This is a genomic window from Mesorhizobium sp. LCM 4576 (genome assembly GCF_001854815.1).
Taxonomy (GTDB): domain Bacteria; phylum Pseudomonadota; class Alphaproteobacteria; order Rhizobiales; family Rhizobiaceae; genus Mesorhizobium; species Mesorhizobium plurifarium.
This window is the reverse complement of the sequence record NZ_MDDT01000025.1, coordinates 82,100-99,733: the sequence shown is the minus strand read 5'-3', so window position 1 is coordinate 99,733 and position 17,634 is coordinate 82,100. Positions and strand designations below refer to the sequence as shown.

At 63.5% G+C, this 17,634-nt stretch carries 18 protein-coding genes; 10 read left to right on the top strand and 8 right to left on the bottom strand.

Going from position 1 to position 17,634, the window contains the following annotated elements:
- Position 1 precedes the first annotated feature (1 nt).
- Together LCM4576_RS16985 and LCM4576_RS16980 are read right to left on the bottom strand one after the other, a co-directional pair.
- Positions 2 to 973, bottom strand: a complete 972-nt coding sequence (locus LCM4576_RS16985) for a glycosyl transferase family 90 (protein ID WP_071033254.1) — start codon at positions 971 to 973, stop codon at positions 2 to 4.
- 115 nt (positions 974 to 1,088) lie between these two features.
- Positions 1,089 to 1,754, bottom strand: coding sequence for a GntR family transcriptional regulator (locus LCM4576_RS16980; protein ID WP_071033306.1), 666 nt, complete (start codon positions 1,752 to 1,754; stop codon positions 1,089 to 1,091).
- 115 nt (positions 1,755 to 1,869) lie between these two features.
- On the opposite strand from LCM4576_RS16980, the gene LCM4576_RS16975 reads away from it, so the two are divergent.
- Entirely contained in the window at positions 1,870 to 3,117 is a 1,248-nt protein-coding gene (locus LCM4576_RS16975; RefSeq protein ID WP_071033305.1) for an MFS transporter, read from the top strand.
- A gap of 38 nt (positions 3,118 to 3,155) precedes the next feature.
- Complete coding sequence (locus tag LCM4576_RS16970; protein ID WP_071033253.1) at positions 3,156 to 3,530, top strand: DUF423 domain-containing protein; 375 nt, start codon at positions 3,156 to 3,158, stop codon at positions 3,528 to 3,530.
- 19 nt (positions 3,531 to 3,549) lie between these two features.
- Here the strand turns inward: LCM4576_RS16970 and LCM4576_RS37535 are convergent, their stop codons facing one another.
- Together LCM4576_RS37535 and LCM4576_RS36825 are read right to left on the bottom strand one after the other, a co-directional pair.
- Entirely contained in the window at positions 3,550 to 3,681 is a 132-nt protein-coding gene (locus LCM4576_RS37535) for a hypothetical protein (protein ID WP_274534968.1), read from the bottom strand.
- Between the two features lie 58 nt (positions 3,682 to 3,739).
- Positions 3,740 to 3,883 carry a hypothetical protein gene (locus tag LCM4576_RS36825; protein ID WP_198540259.1) on the bottom strand — a complete coding sequence of 48 codons (144 nt, stop codon included), beginning with the start codon at positions 3,881 to 3,883 and terminating at the stop codon, positions 3,740 to 3,742.
- 172 nt (positions 3,884 to 4,055) lie between these two features.
- Here LCM4576_RS36825 and LCM4576_RS16965 point away from each other — a divergent pair, with 172 nt between their 5' ends.
- Entirely contained in the window at positions 4,056 to 5,135 is a 1,080-nt protein-coding gene (locus tag LCM4576_RS16965) for a LacI family DNA-binding transcriptional regulator (protein ID WP_071033252.1), read from the top strand.
- A 159-nt stretch (positions 5,136 to 5,294) separates the two neighbouring features.
- On the opposite strand, the gene LCM4576_RS16960 is transcribed toward LCM4576_RS16965, so the two are convergent.
- Positions 5,295 to 6,491, bottom strand: coding sequence for an OpgC family protein (locus tag LCM4576_RS16960; RefSeq protein ID WP_071033304.1), 1,197 nt, complete (start codon positions 6,489 to 6,491; stop codon positions 5,295 to 5,297).
- 191 nt (positions 6,492 to 6,682) lie between these two features.
- Between LCM4576_RS16960 and LCM4576_RS16955 the strand changes: the two genes are divergently transcribed.
- The gene (locus LCM4576_RS16955) at positions 6,683 to 7,354 is read left to right on the top strand and encodes an alpha/beta hydrolase (protein ID WP_071033251.1); all 672 of its coding nucleotides are present in this window, start codon (positions 6,683 to 6,685) and stop codon (positions 7,352 to 7,354) included.
- Positions 7,355 to 7,467: 113 nt separating this feature from the next.
- On the opposite strand, the gene sthA is transcribed toward LCM4576_RS16955, so the two are convergent.
- Positions 7,468 to 8,856, bottom strand: coding sequence for a Si-specific NAD(P)(+) transhydrogenase (gene sthA, locus LCM4576_RS16950; protein ID WP_071033250.1), 1,389 nt, complete (start codon positions 8,854 to 8,856; stop codon positions 7,468 to 7,470).
- Positions 8,857 to 9,017: 161 nt separating this feature from the next.
- Here sthA and LCM4576_RS16945 point away from each other — a divergent pair, with 161 nt between their 5' ends.
- The 4 genes from LCM4576_RS16945 (at position 9,018) to LCM4576_RS16930 (ending at position 12,211) form a co-directional block, all read left to right on the top strand.
- A complete protein-coding gene (locus LCM4576_RS16945; RefSeq protein WP_244510825.1) occupies positions 9,018 to 9,710 on the top strand; it encodes an isoprenylcysteine carboxylmethyltransferase family protein in 693 nt (230 codons plus the stop codon).
- A 107-nt stretch (positions 9,711 to 9,817) separates the two neighbouring features.
- Entirely contained in the window at positions 9,818 to 10,288 is a 471-nt protein-coding gene (locus LCM4576_RS16940; RefSeq protein WP_071033248.1) for an RDD family protein, read from the top strand.
- 148 nt (positions 10,289 to 10,436) lie between these two features.
- The gene (locus LCM4576_RS16935; protein ID WP_040983323.1) at positions 10,437 to 11,201 is read left to right on the top strand and encodes an arginyltransferase; all 765 of its coding nucleotides are present in this window, start codon (positions 10,437 to 10,439) and stop codon (positions 11,199 to 11,201) included.
- A gap of 113 nt (positions 11,202 to 11,314) precedes the next feature.
- Positions 11,315 to 12,211, top strand: coding sequence for a DMT family transporter (locus LCM4576_RS16930; RefSeq protein ID WP_071033247.1), 897 nt, complete (start codon positions 11,315 to 11,317; stop codon positions 12,209 to 12,211).
- Here LCM4576_RS16930 and LCM4576_RS16925 read toward each other — a convergent pair.
- Both LCM4576_RS16925 and parC read right to left on the bottom strand, forming a co-directional pair.
- Positions 12,199 to 13,398: an AI-2E family transporter gene (locus LCM4576_RS16925; protein WP_071033246.1), complete on the bottom strand. Its 1,200-nt coding sequence runs from the start codon at positions 13,396 to 13,398 to the stop codon at positions 12,199 to 12,201. The genes LCM4576_RS16930 and LCM4576_RS16925 overlap by 13 nt on opposite strands.
- A gap of 286 nt (positions 13,399 to 13,684) precedes the next feature.
- On the bottom strand, positions 13,685 to 15,940 hold the full coding sequence (parC, locus tag LCM4576_RS16920; RefSeq protein WP_071033245.1) for a DNA topoisomerase IV subunit A: 2,256 nt from the start codon (positions 15,938 to 15,940) through the stop codon (positions 13,685 to 13,687).
- A gap of 89 nt (positions 15,941 to 16,029) precedes the next feature.
- On the opposite strand from parC, the gene LCM4576_RS36320 reads away from it, so the two are divergent.
- Together LCM4576_RS36320 and LCM4576_RS16915 are read left to right on the top strand one after the other, a co-directional pair.
- Positions 16,030 to 16,299, top strand: coding sequence for a hypothetical protein (locus LCM4576_RS36320; protein WP_131803261.1), 270 nt, complete (start codon positions 16,030 to 16,032; stop codon positions 16,297 to 16,299).
- Positions 16,300 to 16,354: 55 nt separating this feature from the next.
- Positions 16,355 to 17,545, top strand: coding sequence for a hypothetical protein (locus LCM4576_RS16915; RefSeq protein ID WP_071033244.1), 1,191 nt, complete (start codon positions 16,355 to 16,357; stop codon positions 17,543 to 17,545).
- Positions 17,546 to 17,634 lie beyond the last annotated feature (89 nt).

The window sequence follows — 17,634 nt, the reverse complement described above, 5'->3', positions numbered from 1 at the left end:
GTCAGCCGGCGATGTAGCGCCAGACTTCCGCGTCTGGCTTTATCTGGCCGCTGAGGACAAAATATTTGTAGAGGACGAGAAGCGAAATCGCCTGCTCGTCCTGCTCATTRCCGAACTTACGGCAATAGGCGTTGGCGGCGGCGGTTATGCGCCCCGCCTCGGCGGGATGTTTTTCGAAATAGGCCACCTTGTCGACCAGGTCGGAGAAATCCTGCCGCAGCGGCACATAGTGGACGTTGGGCTCGACCTGGGCTTCCGCAAACCAGGTTTCGTAGGTTGGTTCCGGCATCAGGCAGAGCGAATTGGAGCTCATGATCCATTTCAGGTTTGTCGCGACGTCGTTGCCTTCGAGCGAGACGATGTAGCGATACTGTCGCTGCTGCTCGATGTTCAGGAACGGCTTGCGGTATCCATCCGGCGCGTCGGCTCTGTGGGAACCCGCATCGCAAATCGGCAGTTCGGCGGCCTTCTCCACGAAGCGGGTGCGGAGCGGATTGTTGAGATGGCCGCGCCAGACCACCATCGGGCGCTTGTCGGYGAAAGACAGCTTGTCGGGCGGCATGTAGAAGTGACGGAACTTGTTCAGCTTCATCAGCACGCCGTTCGCATTGTCGTCGCCGATGGGCCGGTCTTTGACGATCCTCGGGAGTTCCGGAACRCCCACGACGTCGCCGAATTCGAAATCGATCAGCAGGCCGGGATCGAAATAACGGGCGAATTCCTTGAGGTCGTAGTAATACATGCTGGAAGCGGTCGGCAGCTTGCCGACGGCCATGGCGTCCAGACTGGGCACGAACGGCTGTTCCAGCTTGTTGTAGTAGTTCAGTCGCTCGCGAACCGTCTTGCCTGAAAGCCTGGCCTGCTCGAGTCGATTGGCCAGGCGGTCGCGAAACAGGGATTGCGGTGCGCGGTCACGCGCGAAATTACGCGCGTAGTAGAACAGCTTTGCGGCGGTTCGTGAGAGTGAGGCCATGCGTCCGCGAGTTCAGCAAGATGGTCAATGGTAGTCTACCTTCATCCCCCTCGTCTCCTACAGCATTCTCCCGGCCATGTTGCAAGCCTGCTAATGCGAATGGCCCCAAGAGACTTTACGCCGCGACAACGGCGAACCCTCTGGCGCGCAAGCTGCGCCGGTCTTCATGGAGCGAGGCGACAARCCGATCGCGACTGCCGGCGATATGGGAAGAAAGCAGCCGCGCCGCTTGCTCGGCATCGCCGCTCCTGACGGCGGCGAGGATGGCGTGGTGCTCGGCCCAGGCGCGGCCGAGCGCCTTTTCATCCCGCACCTCCAGCCAGCGCGCCCGCGACAGCCTGGTCATCGCGTCGCGAACGGCCCTGAGCAGAAACTCGTTGCCGGAAAGCCTTGCCAATTCGATGTGAAAATCCAGGCCGACGCGATGCCATTCCTCGCGCGGCGTCTCGGCGTCGCAGGAATCGAGCATCGCCGCGATCACATCGATGCCGCTGCGGTCGTCGAGCGCCGCCGTCAGGCGAACCGCCGCCACCTCGACTGCCTCGCGGTAGACGGCGATCTGCCCCAGCTCGGCGAGGTTGATCGGCGCTACCGTCCAGCCGCGGCCATCGCGGCCGATCAGCCCTTCCGTTTCCAGGCGCAGCAGCGCCGCCCRCACCGGCGTGCGCGAAGCGCCGAACCGGCTCTCGATCCAACGCTCGGTCAAACGTTCGCCCGGGCCGATCTCCAGCCCGAGGATCATCTCGCGAAGCTGCCTTTCGACAGTCTGCATCTGCGACATTGTCGTTCCGTTCTCCGAAGCCGCATTGACAGCGGCAGGTGTCAGGTCCATGACGGATACCAGCTTGGTATCCCAAGCTGGTATCCGTAACAACCCCAGCATTAGCATGCGTGACATGACGCCGAACGAATCCGGACAAAGCGGCTTCAACATCCATTGGCGGCGCAACCTCGCCGTCTGCTTCGCCGGCTCGTTCAGCACGCTTATCGCCATGACGCTGCTGCTGCCGTTTCTGCCGCTTTACGTCGAGCAGCTCGGCGCCGAAGGCCACGCGGCGATCGTGCAGTGGTCGGGCATCGCCTATGGCGCGACCTTCTTCGCAGCAGCGCTGGTCGCGCCGTTGTGGGGACGACTGGGCGACCGCTACGGCCGCAAGCTGATGCTGGTGCGCGCTTCGTTCGGCATGGCGATCTGCATGTCGCTGACCGGTATGGTCCAGAGCGTATGGCAACTGGTGCTGCTCCGGTTGCTGATCGGTTTCGCCGGCGGCTATTCGTCGGGTTCGACCATCCTGGTCGCGATGCAGACGCCGAAGGAACGCTCGGGCTGGGCGCTGGGCGTGCTGGCGGCCGGCATCACCGCAGGCTCGCTGGTCGGACCGCTGCTCGGCGGCCTGCTGCCGCCGCTGATCGGTATCCGCGCAACCTTCCTGCTTTCCGGCGGCGTCATCTTCCTGGCCTTCCTGGCGACGACTTTCCTGATCAAGGAGAATCCGCCGGCGCCCAAGGCCTCCTCGGCGGTAAAGCCGAAGAGCGGCTGGTCGCAGATCCCTGACAAGCGGCCGATCGTCGCCATGCTGACCACCGGCATGCTGCTCGCCTTCGCCACCATGTCGATCGAGCCGATCATCACCGTCTATGTGCAGCAGCTCGTCGAGGACCAGAGCAAGGTGACCATGGTCGCGGGYGTCGTCATGTCCGCGGCGGCGCTCGGCACCATCCTGTCCTCATCCTGGTTGGGGAAACTCGCCGACCGGGTCGGCCACTGGAACGTCGTGGTCGGCGCCCTTGCCGTCTCGGCATTGCTGCTCATTCCGCAAGCCTTCGTCACCAATGGCTGGCAGTTGATCGGCCTGCGCTTCCTGATGGGCCTGGCGCTGGGCGGACTGCTGCCCYGCATCACCAGCGTCAYCCGCCACRACATCCMCGACGGGATCGGCGGCAACGTGCTCGGCCTGGCGATCTCGGCGCAATATGTCGGCCAGGTCGCGGGACCGCTGTCCGGCGGCTTTGTCGGCGGGCATTTCGGCATGCGCTCGGTGTTTCTGGGCACGTCGGTGYTGATGGCGCTGGGTGCTGCCTACAACTGGATTGTCCAGTCRCGCCGGGCAAGGCATATGCTGCTCGAGACCGGCAAATCCTGACAGGCGCCCTCGCCCAACCCCGGCATGGAGCATCCAAGATGAGCCTTACCGGGCAAGCATCAGACGGCAGGAGCCGCGTCCTCGTGCTGGCGGCCGGGCTCGTCGGCGCGGCCGGCGTGGCGCTGTCGGCGGCGGCCGCGCATCGCGGCGGCGCCTTCACCGGAACGGCGGCCAATTTCCTGCTGATGCATGCGCCGGTGCTTCTTGCCATCGGCCTGGCCGGCGGCAACCGCTGCCTCAGGATCGCCAGCCTCGTTCTGTTCGCGGGCCTGCTCCTGTTCTGCGGCGATCTGCTCGCGCGCGACTTTCTCGGCTCACGGCTGTTTCCGATGTCGGCGCCGATCGGCGGCACCCTGCTGATCGCCGGCTGGGTGGCGATCGCCGTCTCGGCGCTCTGGCGCCCGCGGCCGTAGACTATTTCCGACGAGTTTTTCAACCGGCGCGCCGCTTGCGCTTGCGCGCAGGCAGGTCGTTGGCGCGGCGCCGTTCAGGCTGCTCGGTTGCGGGCGTGATGCCCCAATAGTTGCGATAGATGTCCTGAAAAAGGTGACCAATCGGATGCATGACTGTCTCTCCCTTGTATTGAATCGATCCAATCTATAATGCGAAAAATGGCTGCGGATCAGCCGCGCTTGCGCTCCACGAGGAAGCGTGGCTCGCGGCGCCAGGGAGCCATTCTGCCCCGCCGCTTCTCGCTGACGATGACCGAGGCGATGCCCCAGTCGTTGCGGTAGATGTCCTCGAACAAACAGTTCACCGGATGCATGGCACCCTCCTATCGAAACTCGCTCCATCATGAAGCATTTTGGATCGATTCAAATCTTACCCCTCAGTCACGCCACGTCAAGCGAAATTTGAATCGATCCAACAAAAATGTTAGATGACCGGCGGCAATTCAGCGGTCATGTTCGTGGCGTGACCGGATTCGGAGGAACGACATGGCATCACTCCTCGAAGGCCAGGCGAGACCGATCAGGCTGGCCGATATCGCCAAGGCCGCCGGCGTCTCGCACGGCACGGCCTCGAATGTTTTCAGCCGTCCMGAGATCGTGCGCGCCGAAGTGCGCGAGCGGGTCAAGGCGGTCGCGGAGCAGATGGGYTATGCCGGCCCGGACCCGAAAGGCCGGCTGCTGCGCGCCGGCAAGGTCAACGCCATCGGCGTCGCCACCACAGAGCCCCTCTCCTACTTCTTCGACGATCCCTTCGCCCGCGTGATGATGGCCGGCATTTCCGAAGCCTGCGACGCCACCGGCGCGGGCATCGCGCTGGTGTCCGCCGCCAATCAGGAAAAGCTCGCCTGGAACATCCAGAGCGCGCTCGTCGACGGTTTTGTGCTGTTCTGCATCGAAGGCGGCTCGCGCCTTGTCGACCTGACGCGCGAGCGCAAGCTGCCCTTCGTCGCCCTGGAGCTCGGCTTCCAGGACGAGACCGTATCGGCGATCGGCGTCGACAACGTCGCCGGCGCGAGGCTCGCCGCGCGCCATCTCGCCGAACTCGGCCATCGCCGCTTCGCCGTCCTGTCGCTCGGCTTTGCCGACAATCGCACGGGCTTCGCGACGCCGGAAGTGGTGCGCAGCGCGGTCTACACCGGCACGCGCGATCGCCTTGCCGGCTATTTCGAGGAGCTTTCCCGCTTTGGCATCGATACGGCGAAAATCCCGGTCTATGAGACCGAGAACGAGGAAAAGAGCACCAGGGCCGGCCTCGAGGCGATCTTCGCCAGGGGTGAAAGGCCAACCGCCATCCTGGCAATGTCGGACCGCATGGCCCTGATCGCCATCGACTGGCTGAAGGCGCGAGGTCTCAGCGTTCCCGGCGATGTCTCGATCGTCGGTTTCGACGGCGTGCCGGACGGCGCGTTGTCCACGCCCCCGCTGACCACGATCGCCCAGCCGATCACCGAGATCGRCCGCCGCGCCGCGCGCATGATCCTCGACCATGACGGCGCCGTCCGGCGCGAGACGATGGGGGTCGATTTCGTCGTCAGAGGCTCGACCGGTCCAGCTCCGAAAGCCTGAGCAAGCTCAGGCGATCTAAAAGCGCGTCGCGATCCTCCGGATTCGCTCCATGCGCTTTAGTTCTTGATTTTATGCATGTCTTTGTCCCGAAACCGGTTCCCACTTTCGGGAGACATGCATTAGACGAAAGCCCGCCAGGCATCTTTCGTTGCACAGCAATCAGTAGCCGCCTGCCCTCGCCGGCAGCGGGTGCACGCCGAACGGCGCGCGCGCAGGCTCCTCGCGCACCGGCTTGGCGCGGGACGSGCCGAGGCCGRCAAGCCATTCGAGGTAGAGCGCAAGCGCGAGCTGCATGGCGATGCCCGCCGCGATCAGCAGCGTGTCGTACGCCAGGCCGCCCGGATTGATCAGTTTCAGCACCTGCGCCGCCATGGCAAGCAGCGTGCCCGCGATGAACACCGGCAGCGAGCGCTTGCCCAGGATCGCCAGGGGATTGTCGGGCCGGACGCGGAAGAGGTTGGAGACCGCCGGCAGCGCCACGATCAGATAGCTGACCGACAGGATGTGCAGGAGCCGCGGCAGCGACAGGAAGGTCTTGTCGAAACCGCCGAWCACCACCGGCAGGTTGAACCAGGTGATCTGCCCCCAGAGCGGACTATGCACCCAGATCGCCGCGCCGATCACATAGATGCCGGCAGCACCAAGCAGCCATGGATTGGCCGGGATCCGCCCGCCGCGCTTCACATGCAGCATGGCGGCAAGGCCGATGTTGAACAGGAATTGCCAGGACAGCGGGTTGAGGAACCAGAGGCCGGGCTCTGGATAGTTCGGCGGCGCGATCTGCCAGATGCCTGCGACGAGCCAGAGCAGGCCGGAAACGATCAGCGCCGGCACCGGCCGATAGCTGACGAACAGCACGAAGGCGGGCGCCGCCAGAAGCAGCGCCGCGTAGACCGGCAGGATGTTGTTGTAGCCGAGCTGATGGCCGAGTGTGACGACGCCGAGCAGCACCTGCGGCGTGTTCTTCATCAGGGGCTCGATGTTGATCATCGTCAGCATTTCCGGACGGTGCGCGAACAGCGCGGCGGCGCAAAACAGCGCGATCACCACCATCGTGATGACGATGTGCGAGATGTAGAGCACGCCGGCGCGCCRCCACATCTTCAGGGTCGCGAGCAACCGGCCGCCCGGCTTGAACTTCGTGCCGTAAGCCAGYGCCACCGAGATGCCGGAAATCAGCACGAAGGCTTCGGCCGCATCGGAAAAGCCGAAATTCTTGTAGGTCCAGTTCTCGAAGACCGTGCCCGGCACGTGGTCGACGAAAATGGTGAGCAGAGCAAGCGCGCGCAGCACGTCGATACGCGTGTCACGCTCTCCGGTACGCCTGTCGCGTTCGTTGGAAACAGGGGTGGTCATCGACAAAAGGCCTCAAAGCTGGTTGTTCATAGCCAGCAATGCGACCCCCGGGGCGCACCGCTTCGATTCCTCCCAGGGGAGTGTATCGCCGCAGAAACGGACTGAAATGCGCCTGGTTCAATCAACTTTCGCGGAGCGCGAAAATATTCCGTTTTGAAGCCGGCAAATCAACGAATCTCTCATGGAATCAAATGGATGTGAGCGTGTCCGAATATAGCGACGAAAACWGTATTATGCGCCGGGATCTCGCCTTCCCCTACCGTCTGCTGAGGCCGGCAAACGCAGGCGGCGAGTGCCTGTTCGTGCTGCACGGGTCAGGTGTCGACGAGACGACGATGCTGCCGCTGGCGAGRCAGATTGCGCCCCGTTCGGTGATTGTCGCGGCGCGCGGCCGCATCCCACAAGAGGATGGATTTCGCTGGTTCGAGCGAATCACGCCGATCAATTTCGAGCAGGCCAGCATCCATGCCGAGACGGCTGCCTATGYCCAATTCGCGACGGAAGCTGCGAGGATCCATGGGCTCGACCTGAAGCGTGCGACTTTCCTTGGCTATTCGAACGGCGCCAACGTCGTCTCCAGCCTGATGCTGCTCCATCCCGGCGTGGTCAGGCAGGCGGCGCTCTTGCGGGCAATGCCGGTGCTCGACACGTCCCCGATGACCGACCTCGGCGGAACACGCGTGCTGATCGTCGCCGGTGCCGCCGACCAGACCTACGGTCCGTTCGCGCCCGCGCTGGTGACGTTGTTCAGCGAACGCCACGCCGAGGTCGACGCACGCATCATTGCCTCCGGCCATGAATTCGGCGACGCGGACGCCGCGATCGTGCGGCAGTGGCTGGCAGCGCCTGCACAGATTGCCTGATCGGGCCGCYCAGGCGGGCTTGCCGCCGCCCGATCGACTGCCGCAATACGGGCACGGGAAATGGTCCAGGCACGCCTTCGCGAGCTATTCGAGCGGCCTCCCAGCCAGAACCCTCACCCATGCCCCATCCGGTTCCAGGCGTCCAAGCCCGCAATCTTGTAGGCTTCCGCCAGCGTCGGGTAGTTGAAGGTGTTGTTGACGAAGAAGTCGACCGTGCCGCCGAGATTGATCACCGCCTGGCCGATATGGATGAGCTCGGTGGCACCCTCGCCGACGATGTGGGCGCCGAGCAGGCGGCGCGTCTCGACCGAGAACAACAGCTTCAGGAAACCGCTTGAGACGCCCATGATGTGGCCGCGCGAGGTCTCGCGAAAACGTGCCAGGCCGACCTCATAGGCGGCGCCGCTCTCGCGCACCTGCTCTTCCGACAGACCGACCGTCGAGATCTCCGRCACGGCGTAGATGCCGTAGGGAAAGCTTTCCRGCGGCGGCGGCAGGTTGACGCCGAAGGCGTGGCAGGCCGCCACCCGGCCCTGCTCCATCGACGTCGAGGCGAGGCTCGGGAAGCCGATGACGTCGCCGGACGCGTAGATGTTGGGCACGCTGGTCTGGAAGGTATTCGGGTCGACCTTGATGCGGCCCCGGGCATCCGCCTCGATGCCGACCAGGTCTAGACCGAGGCTGGCGACGTTGCCGGTGCGGCCGGCGGCGTAGAGCACCATCTCGGAGCGGATGGTGCGGCCATCCGCCAGCGTCACCTCGGCATGGTCGGGCTTCGAGGCGATCTCCTTCACCGTGCTGCCCAGCCGGATGGTCATGCCGCGGTCGCGCATCTGGTGGATGAAGTCGTCGACAATCTCGCGATCGATGAAGTCGAGAATGGTGTTGCGCGGCTCGACCAGTGTCACCGGCACGTCGAGCGCGGAAAAGATGGTGGCGTATTCGACGCCGATGACGCCGGCGCCGATCACCGTCAGCGTGCGTGGCAGATGATGGAGCTCCAGCATTTCGTCGCTGTCGAAAACGCGCTTCTTGTCGAAGGGTACGTCGGCCGGACGGTGCGGCCTGGTGCCGACGGCGATCAGCGCATTGGCGAAGCCGACCTCGCTGTAGTCGCCATTGTCGGCGGTCAGGCTCGCCTTGTTCGGCGTGAGGAATTTTACCGCGGCGCGCGCGCTCTTCACCGTGTTGCGCATGAACTGGTGCTGCAGCACCTCAACCTCATGGTCGAGGGTCTTGTGCAGCCGTTCAACCAGGTCGCCGATCGAAATGTCCTGCTTGACCCGGTAGCCGCGCCCGTAGAAGYCGCGTTCGCGCCAGCCCGAGAGGTTGAGCACCGTCTCGCGCAGCGTCTTCGACGGGATGGWGCCGGTATGCACCGAGACGCCGCCCAGGCGCCGGCCCCTGTCGACCACAAGCACCGACTTGCCGAGCTTGGCCGATTGCACCGCGGCGCGGCGTCCCGAAGGGCCGCTGCCGATGACCAGCATGTCGTAGTCCATGTCCCCGTCCCCTTTGTGCGCCGCAGCACGCTAGACCGGGAAGAATGTCATGTTCAACAGGCAACACCATTCCCTCGGCAGACCGACCCGCCAATGCATGCGAAAACTTAACTGGACAGCAAGGCTTATATGCAATGGTCCTTATAAAGGGGAATTACGGGGTGGCAGAGTTGAGCATTCTCAAAAGTGATGCGCTGCCTGGCGCGGAAACGGGTTTTTGGTCCGGACTGCGGAGCAGCGAAACCATCATCGATCTGCGCGAGGGCCTGTTTCGTTTTATCGCGCTGGCCGTAGCCGCGGTCTTCGTCTATCGCGGCGCGCGCCATGTGGTCATCGATCCGGGCCGTCTCAATATCCTGCTGCTCATGATCTCCGATGCGCTGACCTTCATCTGGCTGCTTTTGGCGCGGCGGCCATTGGTGCGCGACTGGAGTCCTTTCACGGTATTCATCTCGCTGACCGCCGGTTTCGGCTCGGGCCTCGTCTCGCTCCAGGACGGCACCGCCATCATCCCGCTTTATATTGCGGYGGCGCTGCAGTTCCTGGCGCTGTGGCTGGTCATCTGGGGAAAGATGTCGCTCGGCCGTTCCTTCGCAATCCTGCCGGCCAATCGCGGCGTCGTCACCAGCGGCGCCTACCGGTTCGTTCGCCATCCCATCTATGCCGGCTATCTCGCGGGGCACATCCTTTTCCTGCTGTCGAGCTTCTCGCTCTACAATTTCACCGTCTACGCGACCATCACCCTGTTCCAGATCCATCGCATCCTGCGCGAGGAACGCATCCTGGCGCTGACTCCGGAATATCGCGACTATCTCGGGCGGGTCCGCTACAGGCTCTGCCCCGGTATCTTTTGATATCGCGCCCACYGGCCGACGGGCAGGTTCCTTGAATTCCGGGCCGCTCTCACCATTTGAGAGGACGGCAGGCATCTCGTTGTGGATGCGGCRATCGAGGAACAGACATGAACGCACGCGTTTTTGACGGCRAGATCATCACGACCAGGTTCGAGGATACCCGTGCCTATCGCGGGGTGCGGACGAGGCGTATCTTTGCCTTCCTGCTCGACTATTTCTTCGTCGCGCTGCTGACCATTCCMTTCGCCAWCCTGGTCGCCATTCTCRGGCTGTTGACCTTCGGCCTTGGCTGGGCGCTGTTTTCGGTGCTGGTGCCGATGGTCGCCATCCTCTACATCTGGAACACCCTGGGCRGTCACGACCAGGCGACGACCGGCATGAAGATCATGGGCATCCGCCTGGAGAAGCTCGACGGCAGCCGCATCGACGGCATGACGGCCGTGGTTCATTCGGTTCTGTTCTGGGCCGRCAACGTCATCCTGACGCCGCTGGTGCTCCTGGTCACGCTGTTCTCCGACCGCAAGCGCACGCTGCATGATCTTTTGCTCGGCACCGTGGTCACCCGCACCGACATCTGACGGTGTCCAGGGCCGCGCAGATCAAACCCCCGCGCCGCCCGCGCTAAAATATGAACAGGTCCACGCCGTCGCGTCAGCACAATCCTGTTGAAATTTTCGCCGGCCGGGCCAAAGGTAGGGCGATTCGCAGGAGCGTTTCCAAGATTAGATGACGCAGCATCCGACCCAGTCGCCGCAGTTCTTCCTGACCGCGCCGTCGCCGTGTCCCTATCTGGAGGGACAGTTCGAGCGCAAGGTGTTCACGCACCTTGTCGGCGACAAGGCGCCGGAGATGAACGACCTGCTCACGCAAGGCGGCTTCCGGCGCTCGCAGAACATCGCTTACCGCCCGGCCTGCGAATCGTGCCGCGCCTGCGTCTCGGTGCGCATCCTGGCACAGGAATTCGACCCCAGCCGCAGCATGCGCCGCGTTGTCCAGCGCAATACCGACCTCGTCGGGGCCATGCATGACGCGCAGCCCTCGACCGAGCAATACTCACTCTTCCGCGCCTATCTGGATGCCCGCCATCGCCGCGGCGGCATGTCGGACATGACCGTGCTCGACTATGCGATGATGGTGGAAGACACGCATGTCGACACCAAGATCATCGAATACCGGCGTCGCGGCCCTGACACTTTCATCACCGGCAAGGGCCATGGCGAACTGATCGCTGTCGCGCTCACCGACAAGATGGCCGATGGGCTCTCGATGGTCTATTCCTATTTCAATCCCGACTTAGAGGACCGCTCTCTCGGCACTTTCATGATCCTCGACCACATCGCCCGCGCCAAGGCGATGGGCCTGCCCCACGTCTATCTCGGCTACTGGGTCAACGGCTCGCGCAAGATGAATTATAAGATGCGCTTCATGCCGCAGGAGCATCTCGGCCCGAAAGGCTGGGAGCGCTACGACCACGAAGCGGTCAGTCGCTAAAACAGTTTTCCCGAACCCGCCCTTTCAAGGGAGAAGCCGGTCTTGCGCGCCCTCGCGCGAGATATGCGCAATCGCGCCGGCCCTTGCTCCCGATTTGTTTCGAGAACGATCACATGTCTTCCCACACCGATCACCAGAAAGGCCTCCTCGTCACCGCCATCGGCGGGCTGGTGCTGAGCATCGATATTCCGCTGATCCGGCTTGCCAATGGCGAGGCCTGGACCATCCTTTTGCTGCGCACCAGCTGCACCTTGGCGGCGGCGCTGATCATGTGGGCCGTCTGGCGCTCGTACAGCAAGAATGCCCCGCAGCTCATACCTGGCTGGCCGGGGCTGGTCGTGGCCGTGATCTACGGGCTCGGCGCGGTCGGCTTCATGACAGCCGTCTATCATACATCGACAGCCGACCTGGTCTTCATCCTGGCCTTCAACACCGTCTTCGCGGCGCTGTTGTCCTGGYTGTTCCTGAAGGAGCGGCCGCGGCCGCTGACCCTCGCCGCGATGGCGCTGATGATCGTCGGCGTCGCCATCATCGTCGGCGATTCCGTGGGCACCGGATATCTGTTCGGCGACCTGATGGCTTTGTGCTCCGCCTTCCTGATTGCCTGCGCCATCACCATCTCGCGTGCCAGCGACAAGGACATGGGCTTCACCGCGCTGATCGGCGTGATCCTGCCTTTCGGGGTGGCGGCGTTCATGGTCTCCAGGACCGGCTTTCAAGTCGACGCCCCCTGGTGGATCATCCTGAACGGCGGCGTCGTCATGCCGATCGCATTCTTCTGCCTCGCCAACGGACCGAAATACATCTCGGGCGCGGAAGTCGCGATGTTCTATCTCCTGGAAACGATCCTGGCGCCGGTCTGGGTGTGGATGATCTTCGCCGAGGCGCCGTCACGCAACAGCCTGATCGGCGGCGGCATCATGATCGTAACGCTGATCGCGCATTCGCTCTGGCAATTGCATGAAGGCCGCAAGCGCCGCGCGGACCTCGCGGTGCATCACCCGGCCTGAATCTTCCTCGGCTCGGCGGCCGCCTCGATCCGGGGCGGTCCACCGGCCTCGTCGGCCACTGGCGGGATCTCGTCCATCAATTCAACCTCGCGCAGCCATTCACGCCAGATGGCGACGAGCAGCGCCATCAATACAGGGCCAATGAACAGGCCGAGGAAACCCATCGTCTTGACGCCGCCGATCAGGCCGAAAAAGGTCGRCAGGAACGGTAGCTTGATCGGGCCGCCGACAAGCTTTGGCCGCAAGGTCTTGTCGACGATGAAGAGCTCGACCGCGCCCCAGATGAAGAGCGCCGCGCCGGCGACCAGCTTGCCGCTGGCGGCGAGGTAGATCGACACCAGGGTGAAAGAGAGCGGCGCGCCGCCCGGGATCAGCGCCATGATGCCGGTGAGAGCGCCGAGCGTGACCGGCGAGGGCACGCCGGCGAGCCAGTAGGCGGTGCCCAGCACAAGGCCCTCGCCGATGGCGATGATGGTCATGCCCGTCACGGTCGAGGAGATGGTTGCCGGCACGACACGCGAAATCCGCTCCCAGCGCGTCGRCAGGATGYGCTCRCCGAGACGATCGATCTGGGCCGCGAAAGACTCGCCGTCGCGATAGGCGAAGAACAGCGCGATCATCATGAACAGAAGCGTCAGCAACAGACCGAAGGCGCTKCCGCCGGCGGCCAGGGCGCCGCGATAGATGGTGCCGATGTTGGAACCGCTGATCAGCTGAATCAATTCGCCGATGCCGCCGGGATGGCCGAGATAGGCCGTCCACTGCTCGTTCAGCCACTCGCCGATCACCGGCATGGTGGCGATCCATTGCGGCGTCACCGCACCGTGGCGATTGGTCTCGATCGCCCAGACGACCCATTCGCGCAGCTCGTTGATGGCATAGGTACCGGCAAGCGCGATCGGCACCACAAGGAAGGTGAGGATAAACAGGATCGCCAAAGTTGCGCCGATGGTGCGGTTGCCGCCGACGGCGGCGAGCAGCCTTCGATAGAGCGGCCAGCTGGCGAAGGYGATGACGAGGGCGGCCAGCACCGGAAACAGGAAACCGTGGAAGAAGTAGACGCCGGCGGCGACGATCAGGACCAGGAGCCAGCGCGCCGCCGACAGCGGCGGAATGACGGCAGCCCTGAGCGGCGTCGACAGGCCGAACAGGCGCTGTCCCGGCTTCTGGATCTCGGCTCGCTTCAACCCGGCGTTTCTCCTCTGCCCGATGGTTCACTGGATATCTATGCACCATCATAGTGCAGCAATCGTGACGATAGTCCAAATAAGCCTTTCCTTCTCCCCTTGTGGGAGAAGGTGGATCGGCGCGCAGCGCCGAGACGGATGAGGGGTGCTCCAGCGGAGTGAGACGCCAAAAACGTCCAAGGAATTTAAGCGCTTATGTCCTAGAGGTCGCGATCCTTCCAACACCCCTCATCCGGCCGAGCTTCGCTCGTCCACCTTCTCCCACAAGGGAGAAGGGAAGGCGGCGCTACCCGAACTTACCCGTCCTCGGGAAACCCTTCGGCACCATGCGGCCGGCGGCGGCCCGCGAGCCGATCCACTCGACCAGTTCCTCGCGCGACTTGGTGAAGGTGCGGTCGGCCGAATCCTGCCAGGTCAACCCCGTCTCCAAAGTGAAGGTCTTCAGGTCCAGCACGCCGCCGTCCTTGTATTTCTGCAGCCGCACGCCCTTGCCGCGCGCCATCTCCGGGATTTCGGCGAGCGGGAAGACCAGCATTTTGCGGTTCTCGCCGACGATGGCGAGATGGTCGCCCGAAACCGGAATGYAACGCTTGGCCTCGTCCGGCGCCTTGACGTTCATCACCTGCTTGCCCTTGCGGGTATTGGCGAMGACCTCTTCCTCCGAAACCACGAAACCGTTGGCGTCGTAGGAGACGAGCAGCAGCTTTCGCTTCGGATCATRGACAAAGGCGGTGACGATGTCCTGATCGTTCTCCATGTCGACGATGATGCGGATCGGCTCGCCATGGCCGCGCCCGCCCGGCAGCCGGTCGGCGCCGATGGTGTAGAATTTGCCGCCGGTGGTGAAGACCAGGATCTTGTCCGTGGTCTGGGCATGGAAGGCAAGCTTCAGGCTGTCGCCTTCCTTGAAGGCGAGTTGCGAATGGTCGGTCAGGTGGCCCTTCATGGCGCGCAGCCAGCCCTTTTCCGATACCACCACCGTCACCGGCTCGCGCTCGATCATCGCATGCGCGATGTCGGTCAGGTCGTGCTCGGGCGCGTCGGCGAACTGGGTACGGCGTCTGCCGAGCTCGGTCTCCGGGCCGAACTTGTCGCGAAGCTGAGCGACTTCCCACTTGATCGTCGCCCATTGCTTGGCGTCCGACGCCAGCAAGGCCTCGATCTGCTTCTTCTCGGCGGTGAGGCCGTCGAACTCCTTGCGGATCTCGATCTCCTCGAGCTTGCGCAGAGCGCGCAGGCGCATGTTGAGGATGGCTTCGGCCTGGTTGTCGGTGAGCGACCAGCGGGCCATCATCACCTRCTTGGGCTCATCCTCCTCGCGGATGATCCTGATGACCTCGTCGATGTTCAGATAGGYGATCAGGTAGCCGGCAAGGATTTCCAGCCGTTTCTCGATCTCGCCGAGCCGGTATTTCGAGCGGCGGACYAGAACCTCGCGGCGGTGGTCGAGCCACTCCTTCAGCACGCCCTTCAGCGACAGGACGTTCGGCACCTTGCCGCGCGACAGCACATTCATGTTGAGCGGGAAACGGCTTTCGAGCTCGGTGAGCTTGAACAGCGATTCCATCAGGATGCCGGGATCGACGGTACGGCTCTTCGGCACCAGCACGATGCGGATGTCCTCGGCGCTCTCGTCGCGGATGTCTTCCAGCAGCGGCAGCTTGCGCGCCATCAGCAGCTCGGCGATCTTCTCGATCAGCCTGGCCTTCTGCACGCCGTAAGGGATCTCGGTGACGACGATGCTCCAGGTGCCCCTGCCCTGGTCCTCCTGGCCCCATTTGGAGCGCACGCGGAAACCGCCGCRGCCCGTCTCATAGGCCTCGAGGATCGAGGCGCGGCTGTCGACGATGATGCCGCCGGTCGGGAAATCCGGTCCCTGGACGAAATCCATCAGCTTCGCCACCGGCGCTTCCGGATGCTCGATCAGATGCAGCGCCGCGTCGCAAAGCTCGGCGGCGTTGTGCGGYGGGATCGAGGTYGCCATGCCGACRGCAATGCCGGAGGAGCCGTTGGCAAGCAGGTTCGGGAAGGCGCCCGGYAGGACGGACGGCTCCTCGTCCTCTTCGTTGTAGGTCGGCCGGAAATCGACCGCGTCCTCGGTAATGYCGGCAAGCAGCTCGCTCGCCACCTCGGTCATGCGCGCCTCGGTGTAGCGCATGGCGGCGGCGTTATCGCCATCGATGTTGCCGAAATTGCCCTGCCCGTCGACCAGCGGGTAGYGCATCGAGAAGTCCTGCGCGAGGCGCACCAGGGCGTCRTAGATCGACTGGTCGCCATGCGGATGGAACTTGCCCATCACGTCGCCGACGATGCGGGCGCATTTGGCAAAACCCTGATCGGGGTTGAGCCGCAAGAGCCGCATGGCATGCATGATGCGGCGATGGACCRGCTTCAGCCCGTCGCGCACATCCGGCAGTGCCCGGTGCATGATGGTCGACAGCGCATAAGCGAGGTAGCGCCGCTCGAGCGCTTCCTTCAGATCGACCGGTTCGATTTTGTCGCCGCCGCCATTGTCATCGGGCGGCAAATGCCTCTTTCCCATGGATTTGGACTAGCCGAGCGGGTGATTCGCGGCAAGCGCCGCGTGAACATCGGCGCATTTCGCCGCTGCCCATAAGCGCAACTGGCGATGTGAAGGATTTCACGGAAGCGGCGCCGCGGCAGCTGCAATTTGCCGCCGATCTGCAACAGGCTGTGGCGGCTTCATCACGCCGGCCAACATCAATCCGTTACATGCGGCCGCTATCTGGCATGCAACGCTCTGGCGAAGGGGCCGCGGCCTTCATGACAAATTCACCGCATCGGACAATGGCTGCCGCCCGGCGTTTGCCTTTCATCGCCATTTTCGACAAATGTGCCGGGAAATGCCTTTTTCCCGTCCCGTTCGTCACGGAATGGTGATGAAGCAGGTTTCAAACAAATTTCTTCATAGCCAAATCAGGACAGGGAACTCGCCATGACAATCCAACGCTCGACGCTCAAGAAACTGGCCTTTTCGACCTTTCTGCTGACGCTGCCGCTCAATGCGGCCTTCGCCGCCGATCCGGCGGTGGCCGAACGGATCAAGGCAGCCCTTGCCGCCCAGGGCGTCGACATTTCCTGGACCGGCGTGTCCGGCGACGATTCGAACGCCACGCTGCAGGGCGTTTCCATCAAGCCGGCGGCCGAGAAGGACGTGCTGCCCATCGGCGACGTCAAGCTGGAAGGGGTCAGCGAAGCCAATGGCGGCTATGAGATCGCCACCGTCTCGACCTCGCCTTTCGAACACAGCAAGGACGGCGTGACGCTCAATCTCAGCCCGGTGGTCATCCACGGCATGAAGGTCCCGGCCGAGGGCGGCACCGATCCGCTGGGCTCGCTGATGATGTACAAGTCGGCGGAGCTCTCCAACATGACGGTCAAGGTCGGCGACAAGACGGCGTTCGCGATGGACGGGCTTGCCGTCCAGATCACACCGCCGGCCGAGGGYAAGGCGATGGACTTCACCGCCAACACCGAAAAATTCACCGCCGACCTGTCGCTGGTCGACGACCCCAAGTCGAAGGAAGCCATCGAGGCGCTGGGCTACCAGAACATCTCCGGCAACATTGCGATGGCCGGAACCTGGCAGCCGAGCGACGGCAAGATGGAGCTGACGAAATATGACATCTCGGTCGAGAATGCCGGCACGCTCGGCATGACCTTCAATCTCGGCGGCTACACGGTCGACTTCATCAAGTCGATGCAGGCCATGCAGAAGCAGCTCGCCTCGCAGCCTGAAGGCGCCGACAAATCGGCGCAGGGCATGGCCATGCTCGGCCTGATGCAGCAGCTTTCCTTCAACGGCGCCTCGGTGCGCTTCGAAGACGATTCGCTGACCGGCAAGGTGCTCGACTATGTCGGCAAGCAGCAGGGCATGTCGGGCAAGGACGTCGCCAACCAGGCCAAGGCGATCGTGCCGTTCGGCATGGCGCAGCTCAACAATCCCGAGCTGACGGCGGAGGTTTCCACAGCAGTCAACACCTTCCTCGACAATCCGAAGAGCCTGGAAATCTCGGCCGAGCCGCCGTCGTCGGTGCCGTTCGCGCTGATCATGGCCGGCGCCATGTCCAACCCGCTGGACCTGCCGAAGACGCTGGGCGTCAAGGTCAAGGCAAACCAGGACTAACCGAATACGTCAGCTCCAAACGAAAAGCCCGGCAGCGATGCCGGGCTTTTTGTCGGGTCGATTCATCGAGAAGAAAGAAAGGCTTGGCT

What these genes read in the sequence shown, in the direction of transcription:
- LCM4576_RS16970 (WP_071033253.1), top strand. Translation starts at nt 3,156, where the DNA reads ATGAGCCTTACCGGGCAAGCATCAGACGGCAGGAGCCGCGTCCTCGTG.
- LCM4576_RS37535 (WP_274534968.1), bottom strand. Translation starts at nt 3,681, where the DNA reads ATGCATCCGATTGGTCACCTTTTTCAGGACATCTATCGCAACTATTGG.
- LCM4576_RS36825 (WP_198540259.1), bottom strand. Translation starts at nt 3,883, where the DNA reads ATGCATCCGGTGAACTGTTTGTTCGAGGACATCTACCGCAACGACTGG.
- LCM4576_RS16935 (WP_040983323.1), top strand. Translation starts at nt 10,437, where the DNA reads ATGACGCAGCATCCGACCCAGTCGCCGCAGTTCTTCCTGACCGCGCCG.